Source organism: Aeromonas intestinalis (genome assembly GCF_054052485.1).
In genome coordinates this window covers 98,236-113,998 of the sequence record NZ_JBSTYK010000015.1, presented here as the reverse complement: position 1 = coordinate 113,998, position 15,763 = coordinate 98,236, and the positions used below count along the sequence as shown (strand labels likewise).

Sequence of the window (15,763 nt, the reverse complement as noted above, 5' to 3'; positions counted from 1 at the left end):
AGCTGGTAGGGGCGCATTATAGGGAGCTGGCCTGCGATGACAAGGCATTTCTTGAAGAAAGTCACGGAAACTTGAAATTATCCAATTAGAAACAGCTTATTCAGTGTATATATACAATGTTATCCACAAGCCTATGATTTCAGCCCTATTTTAAAGGCACTTTATTGGCAATTCCTTGTCAGATGGATGCCATACTGAAGCGGATAATGCCTCCCGAGTCGTCCATGGTAGCGCCCGGCCATAAAGCTGGTTACCATGGAGGTGAATAGAGTGTTGCACCTTTTTTGCTTTCATTTACAAAAGGTCTTTAAAGATGAATTTATCCAAGTTTCCTGCTTATGTGCAGGCTGCCGTACTCGCCCTGGTATTGGCGCTGGTCGGCTACCTGGTTGCCCAAGCCCTGCAGTTTTCTCTGAAAGCCGAAGTTATTTTTGCCGTCGGTCTGGCCATTGGTGGTTTCGTCGTACCGCTGTTTCTCAACCGGGCTCCCGCCAGTGCGGCCGAGCCAGGTACGAATCAGGAGACCTGCACCTTATATGTAGGCAACCTGCCCTATCGCGCCAACGAGATTGCCGTGCGTGAACTGTTTGCAGAGCAAGGTCAGGTGATTTCAGTCCGTTTGATGAAAGACAAGGCGACCGGCAAGCGTCGGGGCTTCGGCTTCGTGGAGATGCCTGCCGCCGATGCGGCCAAGGCGATCGTCGCGTTGAATGACAAGGAATATCAGCAGCGTACCCTCAAGGTACGTGAAGCGAATGACAAGCGGGACAGGGATGAGCGGGAAGGCGGCGACGTCGACGCCTGAGAACTCAGAACTCAACCTCTTCCAGTGATGACAACCCCCAAGCTTGCAAGGGGGTTGTCAGTTTCTGGGCCTGGGCATCCAGCCGGGTGCAATATGCCCGCCCCTTCCCCTCTTCCAGCATGGATGTCGGCACATCGGCCAACAAGTGGGCCACTCGTCTCGCCACCGCACTGCCTGAATCCACCAGCTGGCAATCCGGCATCAGTTGCCGGATCTCGTCATCAAGCAGTGGAAAATGGGTGCAGCCCAGCACCAGGGTATCCGGCACCACCTCTTCGTCCAGCCAGTCCGCCAGCACCTCGCGCAACAGCGCCATGTTGACCGGTCGCCCTGCCAGCTTGTGCTCGGCTTCGATCACCAGCTCGGTCGCCCCCTTGAGCAACACCCGCTTGCCCGGGGCGAACTGTGCGATCAGGGTATGGGTGTATGCGCGGCTGACGGTGCCGGGGGTTGCCAGCAGGCCGATGCAACCATTGCGGGTCAGGGCAGCGGCGGGCTTGATGGCCGGAACTACCCCCACCACGGGCACTTTCAAGGCCTCCCGCAGGGCGGGGAGCGCTATGGTGCTGGCGGTGTTGCAGGCGATCACCACCAGATCGATGGCATGTGCCGCCACCATGTGACTGACCAGACGGCAACAGGCGGCGATAAGCGCCGGCTCGCTCAGTTCGCCATAGGGGAAGTTGGCGTTGTCGAAGCAGTAGACGTAGTTGTGCGCAGGCAAGGTGCGACGGATCTCGCGATAGACGGTCAAACCGCCCATGCCTGAGTCGAACACTAGAATATTGGCCACCTGAGCTCCCCCTTGAATGCGAGGCGGCGATCATACTCCCGCGGACGGCCAATAGAAAAGGCCCCGCACATGGCGGGGCCTTGCTTTTTCCTCTCTATATAAGCAGAGGAAGGATTACAGACGATAGTCGGCGGTCAGCTTGAACTCGGTACCCGCCGCGGCATAGCCATAGGCAGGCACATAGTTGCGATCGAACAGGTTGTCGATGCGACCGCCCAGAGTCAGCTGAGGCAGCACATCATAGCTGGCCCCCAGGTTGACCAGGGTATAGGAGCCCAGTACCACCCGCTCGGCCGGGAAGCTGTTGAAGTTCTTGTCATCCCGCTTGCCCACATAGAGCAGCTCGGTCGACAGATCCACCGGGCCCAGCTGTGCCTGGGTCAACCAGCTCGCCTTCTGCTTGGCGCGGCGCAGCAGCTGCTGATCCCCGTCGTTCTTGTCCTCGGTCTTGGTGTAATCGAAGCTCAGATCGTGGCGCAGCGGACCGGTCTCCAGCCCAAGGGCCACTTCCACACCCCGGATCTCGGCGTCCGTGTTATCCGGCTTGCAGCTGGACGAGGCGCTCTGGCAGGAGATCAGGTTCTGGATCTCGTTGCGATACAGGTTGATGGACCAGTCCCAGGCGGTGTAGCGACCGGAGAAATCCAGCTCCAGGTTCTTGCTCTCTTCCGGCTGCAGGTTCGGGTTCTCATAGCCCGGGTAATAGAGGTCGAGGAAGGTCGGTGCCTTGAAGGCGGTACCGTAGCTCAACCGTACGTTGTGATTCTCGTTGATATCCAGCCCGGCCGCCGCGGACCAGGTGTTGTGGCGACCATACTGCTCGTTGTCATCGGTACGGCCGGACAACTCCCCCAGCAGGGCATGCCAGCGGTAGCTCGCCACGGCGAACAAACCGATATTGTCCCGATCCGGTGCATTGAACGACTGGCCGTAGCTGCGAGAATCGGACTTCATCTGCTCCTGCTGCCAGTCGGCGCCACCGGTCAGAGACAAGCCTTCCACACCGCTCCAGTTGTTGATCCAGGAGAAACGGGTCAGCCCGGTATGAATGGGCTCGGCGCTGGACTCGCCATTGCTCTCCCACCAGCTCTTCAGCTTGTTCTCGCCGTAGCTGGCCTCCAGCCGGCTGCTCAGGGCACCGCTCTGGTACTTGAGGCCACCGTCGTACTGGAAGGCCTGTACCCGGCTCTGATCGGACGACATATAGGGATCGTCCATCTCGGTCTGGTTGTCATAACCCTGGGCGTTGAAGTCGGCGCTCCAGGCCTCGTTGAAGGCGTGATTCAGACCGAACTGGCCGTTCAGGCTGTCGAAACCATCCCGATCAGGCTGCTGGGCACCGGCGATCACGTCGAAACCATCGGTACGCTCATAACCCACCAGCAGGTTCAGGTCGGTCTTCTCGCCCAGAGCCTGCACGGTACGCACCTGACCCTGGCCGTAGCCATGACTGCCCACTCCACCTTTCAAATGAGTCTCGCTGCCATTCTTGGCGGAGGTCTTGGAGATGAGGTTGATGACCCCCCCGATGGCATTGGCGCCATAGACGGCGGCGCGGGGGCCACGGATGTATTCGATGCGCTCGATGTTGCCAAGGGGGATCTGGCTCAGATCCGGCGTGCCCGCCACCATGGCGGCAATGGGACGACCGTTCATCAGCACCAGCGAATGGTTGGAGTTGGTGCCGCGGATGAACAGGCTGCTGGCATGGCCACGGCCACCCAGGGTGGTGATCTGCACACCCGGCAGGGTTTTCAGCAAGTCCGGCAGGCTCTGTACCTGACGGGATTCGATCTCGGCGCGATCGATCACCATGATGGGAGCAAGCACGGTGCTGGCGGGTTGTTCCACCCGGTTGGCGGTCACCACCAGGGTGTCATTGGCATTGGGGGTCTGGGCGAAGGCTGCTGCCGGCAACAGGGCAACCGCCAATAATGTCTTGGACATGAGAGATCCTTAAGTTCGCGTAAGCATCTTCCGTGGCCGGTTTCTCTCGGCCCGAAATACGAACTTTGGCAGGTCTTCGGGCTCGGGGGCTGATGACCTAGGCGACGGCTTCCCACCCGATGGCAGTGCCTGATGTCGCTTCGTTCCCCCTTACCGCTGCGCGCCAGCTCCGGATTCTCACCGGATTCCCTATTAAGCATGATGCGCCAAAGCGGGGGGGATTATAGGCAGAGTCTCATCGGATGTATAGCCATCTGGATTTCTAAACTAACTTCTGCATTTCACCACGCCATGGCCACCAACGATCCCGCCAGACAGGATCACTCGGTGGCCGGGGTCGGCTGCGTCACTCAGCACCTCGTGACACAAGTCGTTGAACTGTTTCATGTTGGAGGCGAGCTAGCCGAATCACGGCTCCCCGAACCAACCGGAGCCGCCCCTCGGCGACGAGGCAAGATGCGTTGTCCCGTGAAATTTTGAACCAGCCTGCACGGCTTTTTGGTAACATGCGGCAAACGTTTGACATCCAAGGAAGCCGTAATGACGAACCCCCCTTTGATCGGCCTGGTGATGGGCTCTGACTCCGACTGGCCCGTGATGCAGGCGGCCGCCCGCATCCTCAAGGAACATGGCGTCCCTTACGAGGCGAGAGTGGTCTCCGCCCACCGCACCCCGGACCTGCTGTTCGAGTATGCGGCCAGTGCCCGCGAGCGCGGCCTGCGGGCCATCATCGCCGGGGCTGGCGGCGCCGCCCACCTGCCGGGCATGCTGGCCGCCAAGACCACGATACCCGTGCTCGGAGTGCCGATCCCGACTCGTCAGCTCAAGGGGATGGATTCCCTGCTCTCCATCGTCCAGATGCCCAAAGGGGTGCCGGTCGCCACCTTCGCCATCGGTGAAGCGGGCGCCGCCAACGCCGGTCTGTTCGCCGTTTCCCTGCTCTCGGTCGCCCAGGACAGTGACGCTCCCCGCTATCAGCAGCAGCTCGACGGCTTCCGCGCCAAGGAGCGCGACCGGGTGCTGGCCCTGCAACTGGAGGAGCCGGCATGATACTGCCTCCCGCGACTCTGGGGATGCTCGGCGGCGGCCAGCTCGGTCGCTACTTCGTCATGGCGGCCCATCGCCTCGGTTATCAGGTCGTGGTGCTGGATCCGGATCCCGCCAGCATCGCCGGTGCCGCCGCCGATCAGCAGATAGTGGCGGCCTATGACGATGCCGAGGCCCTGGCCGAACTGGCCCGTCGCTGCGTCGCCGTGACCTGCGAGTTCGAGAACGTGCCGGCGGCCTCCCTGGCCCTGCTGGAGCAGCACCTGCCGGTACACCCTGCCGCCAGCGCGGTGAGGGTATGTCAGGATCGCCGGGAAGAGAAAGCCTTCCTGACCCGCGCCGGGGTACCGGTTGCCCCCAACCTGACTCTGCTCCCCAATGAACCGCTGCCCGCACTGCCAAACGACCTCTTCCCCGCCATCCTCAAAACCGCCCGCGAGGGCTATGACGGCAAAGGGCAGTGGACGGTGACCAGCAGCGCCGAGCTGACCGCCGCCCTCGCGACCAGCGGCGTGCCCTGCGTGCTGGAGAAACGGCTGCCACTGGCAGGTGAATTTGCCCTGACCCTGGCCCGCAGCCCGAGCGGCGCCATCAGCGCCCTGCCCCTGGTGCAGAACTGGCACAGCGGCGGCATTCTGGATCAGACCCGCTCCCCCGCCAATGTCCCGGCTCTCGAGGCCGAGGCCAAGCGCATCGCCGAGCACCTGATCGCCGCCCTCGACTACGTGGGCGTGCTGACGGTGGAGTTCTTCCTGGTGGACGGCAAGCTGCTGGTCAACGAGATGGCCCCCCGCCCCCACAACTCGGGCCATCCCAGCATCGACAACGCCGGTTGCTGCCAGTTCGAGCTGCAGGTCCGCGCCCTGTGCGATCTGCCCCTGCCCGCGCAGGCTGAGGTCCAACCCGCCATCCTGCTCAACCTGCTCGGGGATCTGTGGCAGCACGGCACCCCGGACTGGGCCGGTGCCCTGGCCCTGCCGGGGGTGCACCTGCACCTCTACGGCAAGGGCGAGGCGCGCCCCGGTCGCAAGATGGGTCATGTCACCGTCACCGGCCTGAATTGGCCGACGGTGGAGGCGACCGCCAGCCAGCTTCGCACCCTGCTGGGGCTGCCACCGCGCTGAGCGCCACCCCTTCAATGCAAAGACCCGGGCCAAGGCCCGGGTCTTTTTTTACTGCTTGCGAAGGAGCGCGGGGTTGTCAGGCCCGATCTGCTGCCACCACCGGGGACGGCAGACGAATGGTGAGGGAGAGCACCAGCGCCACCACCATCAGCACCAGGATGAGGTTGAAGGTCGCCATGAAGCCGCCGAACAGGGACGCGACGATGGAACCTATGATGCTGCCGAGACCGAAGCCCAGATAGATGACGCCGTAGTTCTTGGTCAGGTTGTTCAGGCCGAAGAAGTCGCTCACCAGAGAGGGGTAGACGGTGATGGTGCCGCCGAAGCTGAAGGCCACGCAGGCCACCGCCACGAAGAAGAGGTTCGCATTGAGGGGCACGAACAACAGCAGCCCCATGCCCACCAGCGTGATGACCTGGGCGATGGTGATGACCCGGATACGGGACATCTTGTCAGACAGGATGCCCAGCACCAGACGACCACCCAGGTTGGCCATGGCGATGATGGCGACGGCGTTGGCGGCCACCGAGCCCGGCAGACCCACCATCTTCTCGCCGATGTCCTTGGCCACGCCGATGACATAGAGGCCGCTCATGCAGGCGGTGAGGAACATCAGCGCCAGCATCCAGTACTGGGGCTTGCGCATCGCCTGTGCCAGGGTGAAGTCGCGGCTCTCGGCTTGTTGCTGGGAGGCCGCCTGCTTGGGCGCATCCTTCATCAGCATGCCGCCCACCAGCACCATGGACATGGCGATCAGGCCCCACAGCTGGAAGGTGGCTTCCAGGCCGTTGTTCGACAGCAGCAGCAGGTTGATGTACTTGAAGCCCAGACTACCGAGGCCATAGGCCCCGATGGAGCAGGCGGAGATCAGCCCCTTGCGCTCCGGGAACCACTTCACGCAGTTGGAGAGGGTCATCAGGTAGCCGGTCCCGTCGGCGAAGCCCACCAGGATGCCGGCGCAGAGGTAGAGCATGGCCAGGTTGCTGGCATGGGCGGTGAGGAAGAAGCCGATGCCGAGCAGCACGCCGGCCCCCAGGGTGACGTTGCGCACCCCGAATCGCTCCTGCAGCTTGCCCGCCATGGAGGAGGCGACCGCCAGGGAGAGGCTGAGTAGACCGAAGGCGAAAGCCACCTGGCTGACCGGCTCGTCCAGCTTGTCGGAGAGCTGGGCGTTGAACAGGCTCCAGGTGTAAACGGAGCCCAGGGCGAACTGGGTGATGATGGTACCAATCAGGGTCAGGTACCGGGTGCGGTTCAGATCGACGGTCATGATGCGCCTCGGGCGGTGGACTCGGGAAGTTGAGCCCACTATAGGAGCGGCGCACGAATTGCAGACCGATTAAGGCATGAAATGCAGATCGGCGGGAATGAATGACAATCAGAGCCGCATCAGCTGACGGAACGCCTTGATGTTGCTGCGACTGACCGGCACCTCGAACGGCAGATCATGGAGCCGGATGAGGTAGGTACTGTTGAACCAGGGCACGATCTCGCGGATCTTGTTGATGTTGACGCAGTAGGAGCGATGGCAGCGAAAGAAGCCCTCCGCCGGCAGCCGGCTGACGAACTCGCTGATGGTCATGGTCATCACGTAGCGATCGGTGCGGGTATAGACATGGGTCAGCTTCTCGTCCGCCTCCACGTAATAGATCTGCTCGCAGGGGGTGACGATGATGCGCTCCCCCTTCACCAGGTTGACGGTACGATTCTGGCTCGGACTCCCCTCCCCGCCGGGTTCGGTCCCCGAACTCGGCTGCTGCCGACCGGCATGTTCGAGTTTTTGCAGCAGGCTGATGAGGCGCGGCTCGTTGTAGGGCTTGAGGATGTAGTCAAACGCCTCCAGTTCGAACGCCTCCACCGCGAACTCCTTGTAGGCGGTGACGAACACGATGTGGGGCGGATGGCTCGACTTGTGCAGGTTCTTGGCCAGCAGCAGGCCGTCGATGGAAGGCACCTGGATATCCAGAAACACCACGTCCACCTCGTGATCCTGCAGGTACTTGAACGCCTCAAGACCATCCTCGAAGCTCGCCACTATCTCGATGGTGCTGTGCTGCGCCACCAGATAGGCCAGCTCTTCCCGGGCCAGGTATTCGTCTTCGACTATGATGGCTCTCAACATGGCATCCCCTCCAAACCCGGCAAACAGGCCAACACGCCCGGACATTCATCTTTCACTACGATAACGTTCAGCACGGCATGGCCTCCGGATCCGGCAGATAGAAACAGACTTCGGTGCCGGGTTCGAGCCGCTTGAGCTGCAGGCCGTCGCCGTACAACAGCTTGACCCTCTGATGCACGTTCATCAGGCCGATACTGCGGCTCTCCACCCGGCCGGCGGCCACACCGTCGATCACCGCCTGGCTGATGCCATAACCGGTGTCGCGCACCGCCACCCGTATGCCCCCCGCCAGCTGTTTCACCTCGATGGTGACCCGGCCCGGCGCGCTGCGGGGCTGGATGCCGTGCAGGATGGCGTTCTCCACCAGGGGCTGCAGCAGCAGGCTCGGCACCTGAATATGCACGTCGTCCACCTCGAACACCACCTCCAGCTTGTCGCCGAAGCGGGCCTGCTCGATGGCCACGTAGTCGCGCACCTGCTGCAGCTCCTCCTGGATGTCGATGAGCTCATCCCCCTTGTTGAGGTTGTAGCGCAGATAGTCCGCCAGGTTGGCGATGAGCTGGCGCGCCTGCTGGGGACGGATGCGGATGAGCGACGAGATGGCGTTGAGGGCATTGAACAAAAAATGCGGGTTGATCTTGCTCTGCAAGGCGGTGAACTCCGCCTTGCGGGTCATCTCTTTCAATTGCTCGATGCGCGACACCTCCATCTGGGTGGAGATGAGCTGGGAGAGACCCACCGCCATCTCCCGCAACGAGCTGGTGATGCTGTGGGTGCGGCGAAAATAGATCTTGAGGGTACCGCTGACCACGCCGTTCTCCCTCAGCGGGATGATGATGACCGAGTGGAAGTCCGACAGATGGTACTGGCGCAGATCGTTGTTGATGATGATCTGATCGAGCAGCACGGCCCGCTGGGTCATGTCACTGATGGCGTGATGCTCGTCCAGCTCGTAGTAACCCTTGCCGACGCCCACGTAGGCCAGCACGTCCCGGGTATCGGTGATGGCCACCGCGTCCGCACTGATCTCCCGTCTTATCACCTCGCACACCTGGCCGAGGGAGTGGCGATCGATCTTCTGGAAGAAGGGCAGCGTCTGGTTCGCGATGTCCAGCGCCAGCTTGGCCTGCTTGGCGGCGATCAGCTCCTTCTCGTCGTCCAGATCCTGCACCAGCTTGATGATGAGGCCGATACACAAGGTTCCCGCCATCATGGGGTAGGCGATATGACTGACAATCTCGACACCAACAGCATGAGGTTCTGTTAGCACCCATATCAGCAGCATGGTCAGCCCCTCGCAGGCCATGCCCGCGAGGATCCCGTACAGCCAGAGCCGCGACTTTCGACAGCGCAGGTGCAGCCAGGTCGCCAGCAGGCCGGCGATGATGCTGGCGATGAGGCAGGGGATGGAGGTGTGACCATCCATGTCGATGAGGTAGCGGTGCAGACCGGAGATGACCCCGGCCGGGATGCCGACCCAGGGGCCGAACAGTATGCCCCCCGAGATGATGGCGATGATCCGCACGTTGATGAGGGCCCCCTCCACCGGGATGCCGGTGTAGGTGCTGAATACGGCGAACAGGCCGAAGATGGCGGCGACCATCACCAGCTCCGCCGGGGTGTGATCCCGCTTCTGGAACAGCCGCTGGAACGGCCGGGTACGGGTCAGCAGGAAGAGCGTCATCAGCATCAGCGCCGCCCGCTCGAACACCGCCAACAACATCATCTGATTTTCGAGCATGGCCCCTCCGGCCGGCGGCCATCTGGGCGCACTATTAAGGATTCAAGAAGGGCTGCCAGGAAGAGAATGCATCGAGGTGGCAGCACGGGAGGCACCCAGTTTACCTCAGAGTGGCCGCCAAGGGAGCCTGAGGATGGGGCTGGCCGGACTGACCAGCCCCCGGGTTCAGGAAGAGAGGGTTGCCAGCCTGGCCGCGAAGCCCATGAAGAAGAGCCCGATCAGCCCATTGCCCAGCCTGGCGAGGCGCACCTTGCGTGCAAAGAAGCGGGCCATCAGGGTGCCGCCGAAGATAAGCAGGGTCAGGTAGACGAAGCTCATGGCCTCCAGCATGCCCGCCAGCACCAGGTAGGAGACCCAGGTGTGGGCATAGTTGAAGTCGACAAACTGCACGAAGAAGGAGACGTAGAACAGGATTGCCTTGGGATTGGTGAGACTCAGGGTCAGGGCCTTGCCGAAGTAGTTCTCCTCGGGCACCGCCTCCTTCTGTGCGGTCGCCTGTCTGGCGACGAAGTTCGCGTGCAATATCTTGATACCCAGATAGAGCAGATAGAGGGCACCGAGGTAGCGCACCAGGGTGAACAGCAGCGGCGTGGTGCGAATGAGGGAGGCGATGCCGAGATAGGCGCAGAAGATGAGGATGGCATCGCCGACGAAGACCCCGAGGGCCGCCTTGTAACCGGCACCGATGCCCCGGGTCGCCCCGGTGCGCAGCACATAGAGGGAGTTGGGGCCCGGCGCTATGATGATGAAAAAGAGGCCGACCAGGTAGGTCCAGACGTTGATGACCCCAAGACTTTCAAACATAACTTCCCCCGATGCGAGGAAGGGTCCCGGTCTTCGGGGTCCCTCCCGGATGATTAAAGCGTGACCGTCCTATACTATGCCTCCGCCAACAAATCACAAGGGCGCAGCAATCAGGCGATGATCGGTCATCGGCGTCTCCTCCGTCAGAGGGCACCTTGCCCACTTTTGTAATATCCACCGGCGCCGGGATCGGGCATGGTAGAGGGATCCCGGATCACAGACACATCACCATGGACAAGCCTCTCAGTACCGACACCCTGCTCGCCACGCCAGCCGTGGCCGAACCCAGGCACGGCACCACCTACCCGGTGATCGCCGCCATCAGCTTCTCGCACCTGCTCAACGACATGATGCAGTCGGTGCTGCTGGCCATCTATCCCTTGCTCAAGCTCGGCCTCAACCTGTCGTTCGCCCAGATAGGCCTCATCACCCTGACCTACCAGTTCACGGGCTCCCTGCTGCAACCGCTGATCGGCCTCTACACCGACCGCAGGCCCATGCCCTACTCCCTGCCGTTCGGCATGGGATTTACGATGCTGGGGCTGCTCTCCCTGTCGCAGGCCGGCAGTTTTGGCGCCGTGCTGTTCTCGGCCATGCTGATCGGCATGGGTTCCTCGGTCTTTCACCCGGAATCTTCCCGGGTCGCCCGCATGGCGGCTGGCAACCAACCCGGCCTGGCCCAATCCCTGTTCCAGATCGGCGGCAACCTGGGATCGGCCATAGGTCCGCTGCTCGCCGCGCTCATCATAGTGCCGCACGGACAGGCCAGCGCGGCCTGGTTCTCGCTGTTCGCCCTGGTGGGGGTCGTCGTGCTCAGCTTCGTCGGACGCTGGTCCAGCCAGCATGCCGCCAGCTTCCACAAACGGATGAGGGCCCATGCCGGCAACGGCCTGAGCCGCCGCCAGATCGGCTGGACCCTGACCATCCTCGGCCTGCTGATGTTCTCCAAGTTCTTCTACATGGCCAGCCTGAGCAGCTATTACACCTTCTACCTGATGGACAAATTCCACCTCTCCCTCGACAGTGCCCAGCTGTATCTGTTCGCCTTCCTGTTCGCCGTCGCGGCAGGCACCGTGCTGGGCGGCCCCGTCGGTGACCGCATCGGGCGCAAGCGGGTGATCTGGATCTCCATCCTCGGCGTCGCCCCCTTCACCCTGCTGCTGCCCCACGTCGACCTGTTCTGGACCTCGGTGTTCTCGGTCATCATTGGCCTGATCCTGGCCTCGGCCTTCTCCGCCATCCTGGTGTACGCCCAGGAGCTGATCCCCGGCAAGGTGGGCACGGTGTCAGGTCTCTTCTTCGGCCTCGCCTTTGGTCTGGGTGGCATAGGGGCGGCCCTGCTGGGCCAGCTGGCGGACGCCACCAGCATAGAGACCGTGTACCAGGTCTGTGCCTATCTGCCGCTGATCGGTCTGCTGACCGTATTGTTGCCGACGCTGAAGAAGGGTTAGCCACCGCTATCCTCGGGTGAGGCAGCGGGAAGCCATCGGCAGGAAAGGAGATTCAAAGAGAGTGCGGAAGTCGCCATCAGGCGGGAGAAACACCATCGGGCCCAGAGAGGGGCCCGATGGTGGCGTCGTTCGACCTGTTCGTCAGCAGTACTGCCCTGCCACCCAGCCCGATGACCAGGCCCACTGGAAGTTGTAGCCACCGAGCCAGCCGGTCACATCCACCACCTCACCGATGAAGTAGAGCCCCGGCACCTTGCGCGCCTCCATGGTCTTGGAGGAGAGCTCGTTGGTATCCACCCCCCCCAGCGTCACCTCGGCGGTGCGATAGCCCTCGGTGCCGTTGGGCAGGATCTGCCAATCCCCCAGCAGGTCGGCGATGGCCGCCAGCTCCCGCTCGTTGTACTGGCGCATCGGCTTGTTGACGAGCTGACCCAGCTCCACCAGCTTGTCGACGAAGCGTTTGGGCAGCTCGCGGCCCAGCACGGTTTTCAGCTCCTGGGCCGGATGGGCCTCGGCCCAGCCCTTGATGGCAGCAGGAATATCCAAATCCGGCAGTAAATTGATGTGTATCTTCTGCCCAGGCAGCCAGAAAGAGGAGATTTGCAGGATGGCCGGGCCGGAGAGGCCGCGGTGGGTAAACAGCATGGCCTCCTTGAAGCAGGTGCCGTCTTCTGCGGTCACCGCCACCGGCAGGCTGACTCCCGCCAGATCGGCGAAGGCCTCCTTCTGTGCCTGATGCAGGGTGAAGGGCACCAGGCCAGCACGGGTCGGCAGCACGTTGAGGCCGAACTGCTCCGCCAGCTTGAAGCCGTAGGGAGTCGCGCCGAGCTTGGGCATGGAGAGACCGCCGGTGGCCACCACCAGGGAGTGACAGCGGATCGCCCCCTTGCTGGTGTCGAGCAGGAAGCCGTCATCCGTTTTGCTGACGGCAAGCACCTCGGTCTGGTACTGCTGGCTCACCCCGGCCCACTCGCACTCGGTGAGCAGCACCTCGACGATCTCTTTCGCGCTCTCGTCACAGAACAGCTGGCCCAGGGTCTTCTCGTGATAGTTCACCCCGTGCCTGTCCACCAGGTCGATGAAGTCCTGCTGGGTGTAGCGCGCCAGCGCCGACTTGCAGAAGTGGGGATTGCCCGAGAGGAAGGCGTGGGGGCCGGCCTGATGGTTCGTGAAGTTGCAGCGTCCGCCGCCGCTTATCAGGATCTTGCGGCCCGGCTTCTTGGCGTTGTCCAGCAGCAGCACGGAGCGCCCGCGATAGCCTGCCTGGGCCGCACACATCAAACCGGCCGCACCGGCCCCGATCACCACCACATCAACCTGCGTCATCATCACTCACTCATCCAAAGAAAAACGGCCCCTGCATAAGAGGGGCCGTCATTGTACTGGCTGAACATTAAGTGTCCACGACTATCAGGCGTTGCTGTCCATGATGCTGGCCGGGGCGCCCTTGGCCAGCTCCGCCAGCTCCTTGTCGATGAAGTAGAGGCCCTTGCCATCCTCGCCCACCAGGGAGAGACGGTCGACGACGCTCTTGAACAGCTTCTCTTCTTCGTGCTGCTCGGCCACGTACCACTGCAGGAAGTTGAAGGTGGAGTAGTCCTGGGTGGTAAAGGCCACGTGGGCCAGGCCATTGATGCACTTGGTGATGTGATACTCGTGCTCCAGGGTGGTGCGGAAGATGTCACCCAGGGAGTTGAACTCGTGGGGCGGCGCCTCGATGGCACCCAGCACCGGCATGGAGCCCGTCTCGCTCACATAGGTGAACAGGCGCTCCATGTGCTGGCGCTCCTCGACCGCGTGCTGGCGCAGGAAGGTGGCAGCCCCTTCGAAGCCCTTGTCCTCACACCAGGCGCTCATCTGCAGGTAGAGATTGGAGGAATAGAATTCCAGATTGATCTGCTCGTTCAACTTCTCGATCATGGCTTTGGCCAACATGATGATTCTCCAGGGTGATGTGTTCCCGATTGTCGCCACTGTTTTACCACGAATCAACTCCGGGTGTGTGATGCGCCCCGAGTTGTGACCCTGCCCCTCTCATCTTTCCCCCCATACGGGCATAGAGAAGCAAAGAATCATGGTGTACCCGGACTCAGCCTCTATGATGGCGCCAGTGGTCAGGAAGAAGATTCGATGAGACTGGTGATGGCTCTGGTGCTGCTCTGGATGACTCAGGTGCAGGCGGCTCCCCCCTTGTTTGACGAGACGGAATTAGCGGCGGCACGCGATCCTGCCGGCTATTTGCAGCGCCTCGACGCCGAGCCACGCCAGGGAATGGAGCTGTTCCACGCCAGATCCCTCGCCAAGGCGGCACTGGGACGCCATCCCGACGCCCTGATAGACAACGCCCGCGCACGCTCCCTCGCCGCCGCCCACAAAGAGACCGGCCGCTTGCTGGACTTCCGGTTGCAGCAGGTCGCCCTCACCCTGGAGACGGAAGCCCCCCGCCAGGCCCTCAGGCTGCTGGCGCAGCTGCAGCCCGCCCTCATGGGCCATCCGGCCAGGCTCGCCCAGTGGCATGCTCTCAACGGTCTCGCCCTCTATCGCACCCGTCAGCTCAAGGAGGCCATCGGCGAACTCAAGACCGCCTATCACCTCAATCAGCAGGCACAGGAGACGACCCTCTCCAGCCTGCAACGGGCCCGCCTGCTGATGACCCTTGGCAACCTCTACGCCGATCTTCGTCTCTATCAGGAGTCGGAAACCTATTACCAGGATGCCCTGCGGCTGATGGTGCGGCTGGACGAGCCCAACAGCCAGGCCATCATCAAGGCCAACATGGCGCGGCTCTACATCGACACGGACCAGCCGGCCAAGGCGTGGCAGTTGCTCGATACCCTGCTCGGGCAGCCCGGCCTGCCACCGGACTACCGCGCCATCGTGCTCGGCTATCAGGCCATGGCCCTCAATGGATTGAAAGAGTGGGAAGCGGCCTGGCAGAGCCTGAACGAGGCGCAGGGCATCTACCTGAGCCTCGGCTACCCCCAGGCGGCGTCACGCCTGACCGAAACCCGGGCCAGGACCCTGCAAGGGCGCGGTGAGAAGCAGCTGGCGCTGCAACTGCTGACGGCCCAGACCGAGGCCACCACCATAGAGGGCAAGGCGCTGCAAGCCAGCCTGCTGGCGGATCTGGGGCGCTACCCCGAGGCCTACCGGGCCATGACCGAATACATGCAGGATTACCAGCAGCACTTCAACCAGACCCTGAGCCAGCACGCCAGTGCCTTTCAGGCCGAGCGGGAACTGGCGCGCAGCGAGGCCAGCAACCGCGCGCTGCAGCAGGAGAATGACCGCAAGCGCCAGCAGCTGCTGTATCAGCAGAGCGCCCGTTACTATCAGCTGCTGCTGGTCTTCCTGCTGGGGGTGGCCCTGATCCTGCTCGGGCTGGCGACCCACAGGTTGCATCGCAACTCGCGCCACCTCTACAAACTCGCCACCTTCGATCAGCTGACCGGGCTGCCAAACCGGCGTGCCCTGATGGAGCGGCTGGCGCACCAGTGGCAGCAGCACCAGCCGCTGACCCTGCTCATCATCGACATCGATCACTTCAAGCAGATCAATGACCGCCACGGTCACCAGACCGGGGATCTCGCCATCCAGCGACTGGCCCATGAACTGAAACGCTGGGCACCGGATCTGCAACAGATTGGGCGCTGGGGAGGAGAGGAGTTTCTGGTGGCCATGCCCCAGGACGGTGCCCGCTGCCGGGAGCAGGCCGAGCAGCTGCGCCAGCGGATCGAACTGCTGCACCACCCCGCCATCACCGTCAGCATCGGGGTGGCAGAACGATCCCCCGCCGATACCAGCCTGAGCCAGCTGATCCACAGAGCCGACATGGCCATGTACCAGGCCAAACGCCAGGGGCGCAACCAGACCATACTGGCGCACTCCCCCGACGCACCCGCCGAGTCGATTCCCAGCGTGGCCTGATG

Annotated in this window: 13 protein-coding genes and 1 riboswitch; of the genes, 5 read left to right on the top strand and 8 right to left on the bottom strand. The window is 62.5% G+C overall.

Annotated features, from left to right (window positions below):
- The first annotated feature begins 313 nt into the window (after nucleotides 1–313).
- Nucleotides 314–805 carry an RNA recognition motif domain-containing protein gene (locus tag ACW5W7_RS17775; protein WP_434664872.1) on the top strand — a complete coding sequence of 164 codons (492 nt, stop codon included), beginning with the start codon at nucleotides 314–316 and terminating at the stop codon, nucleotides 803–805.
- Between the two features lie 4 nt (nucleotides 806–809).
- On the opposite strand, the gene murI is transcribed toward ACW5W7_RS17775, so the two are convergent.
- A complete protein-coding gene (gene murI / locus ACW5W7_RS17770) occupies nucleotides 810–1,598 on the bottom strand; it encodes a glutamate racemase (protein WP_456502544.1) in 789 nt (262 codons plus the stop codon).
- Between the two features lie 114 nt (nucleotides 1,599–1,712).
- Nucleotides 1,713–3,545, bottom strand: a complete 1,833-nt coding sequence (locus ACW5W7_RS17765) for a TonB-dependent receptor domain-containing protein (protein WP_456502543.1) — start codon at nucleotides 3,543–3,545, stop codon at nucleotides 1,713–1,715.
- Between the two features lie 50 nt (nucleotides 3,546–3,595).
- Nucleotides 3,596–3,771: riboswitch (cobalamin riboswitch) on the bottom strand.
- A gap of 314 nt (nucleotides 3,772–4,085) precedes the next feature.
- Here ACW5W7_RS17765 and purE point away from each other — a divergent pair.
- On the top strand, nucleotides 4,086–4,595 hold the full coding sequence (gene purE, locus ACW5W7_RS17760; protein ID WP_349920492.1) for a 5-(carboxyamino)imidazole ribonucleotide mutase: 510 nt from the start codon (nucleotides 4,086–4,088) through the stop codon (nucleotides 4,593–4,595).
- Nucleotides 4,592–5,716 (top strand): 5-(carboxyamino)imidazole ribonucleotide synthase, encoded by a 1,125-nt coding sequence (locus ACW5W7_RS17755; RefSeq protein WP_456502542.1) that lies wholly within the window; start codon nucleotides 4,592–4,594, stop codon nucleotides 5,714–5,716. The genes purE and ACW5W7_RS17755 overlap by 4 nt, the downstream gene beginning before the upstream one ends.
- 76 nt (nucleotides 5,717–5,792) lie before the next feature.
- On the opposite strand, the gene ACW5W7_RS17750 is transcribed toward ACW5W7_RS17755, so the two are convergent.
- The 4 genes from ACW5W7_RS17750 to leuE all read right to left on the bottom strand — a co-directional run bounded on the left by ACW5W7_RS17750 (nucleotide 5,793) and on the right by leuE (nucleotide 10,383).
- On the bottom strand, nucleotides 5,793–6,986 hold the full coding sequence (locus ACW5W7_RS17750; protein ID WP_349920490.1) for an L-lactate MFS transporter: 1,194 nt from the start codon (nucleotides 6,984–6,986) through the stop codon (nucleotides 5,793–5,795).
- A 108-nt stretch (nucleotides 6,987–7,094) separates the two neighbouring features.
- Nucleotides 7,095–7,838, bottom strand: a complete 744-nt coding sequence (locus ACW5W7_RS17745; protein WP_349920489.1) for a LytR/AlgR family response regulator transcription factor — start codon at nucleotides 7,836–7,838, stop codon at nucleotides 7,095–7,097.
- A gap of 67 nt (nucleotides 7,839–7,905) precedes the next feature.
- Nucleotides 7,906–9,579: a sensor histidine kinase gene (locus tag ACW5W7_RS17740; RefSeq protein ID WP_349920488.1), complete on the bottom strand. Its 1,674-nt coding sequence runs from the start codon at nucleotides 9,577–9,579 to the stop codon at nucleotides 7,906–7,908.
- Between the two features lie 165 nt (nucleotides 9,580–9,744).
- Nucleotides 9,745–10,383: a leucine efflux protein LeuE gene (gene leuE / locus ACW5W7_RS17735; protein WP_456502541.1), complete on the bottom strand. Its 639-nt coding sequence runs from the start codon at nucleotides 10,381–10,383 to the stop codon at nucleotides 9,745–9,747.
- Nucleotides 10,384–10,613: 230 nt separating this feature from the next.
- Between leuE and ACW5W7_RS17730 the strand changes: the two genes are divergently transcribed.
- A complete protein-coding gene (locus tag ACW5W7_RS17730) occupies nucleotides 10,614–11,834 on the top strand; it encodes an MFS transporter (RefSeq protein ID WP_456502540.1) in 1,221 nt (406 codons plus the stop codon).
- Between the two features lie 141 nt (nucleotides 11,835–11,975).
- Here the strand turns inward: ACW5W7_RS17730 and ACW5W7_RS17725 are convergent, their stop codons facing one another.
- Together ACW5W7_RS17725 and ftnA are read right to left on the bottom strand one after the other, a co-directional pair.
- On the bottom strand, nucleotides 11,976–13,160 hold the full coding sequence (locus ACW5W7_RS17725) for an NAD(P)/FAD-dependent oxidoreductase (RefSeq protein ID WP_456502547.1): 1,185 nt from the start codon (nucleotides 13,158–13,160) through the stop codon (nucleotides 11,976–11,978).
- An 84-nt stretch (nucleotides 13,161–13,244) separates the two neighbouring features.
- On the bottom strand, nucleotides 13,245–13,769 hold the full coding sequence (gene ftnA, locus ACW5W7_RS17720; RefSeq protein ID WP_456502539.1) for a non-heme ferritin: 525 nt from the start codon (nucleotides 13,767–13,769) through the stop codon (nucleotides 13,245–13,247).
- Nucleotides 13,770–13,976: 207 nt separating this feature from the next.
- Here ftnA and ACW5W7_RS17715 point away from each other — a divergent pair, with 207 nt between their 5' ends.
- Complete coding sequence (locus tag ACW5W7_RS17715; RefSeq protein ID WP_456502546.1) at nucleotides 13,977–15,761, top strand: diguanylate cyclase domain-containing protein; 1,785 nt, start codon at nucleotides 13,977–13,979, stop codon at nucleotides 15,759–15,761.
- Nucleotides 15,762–15,763 lie beyond the last annotated feature (2 nt).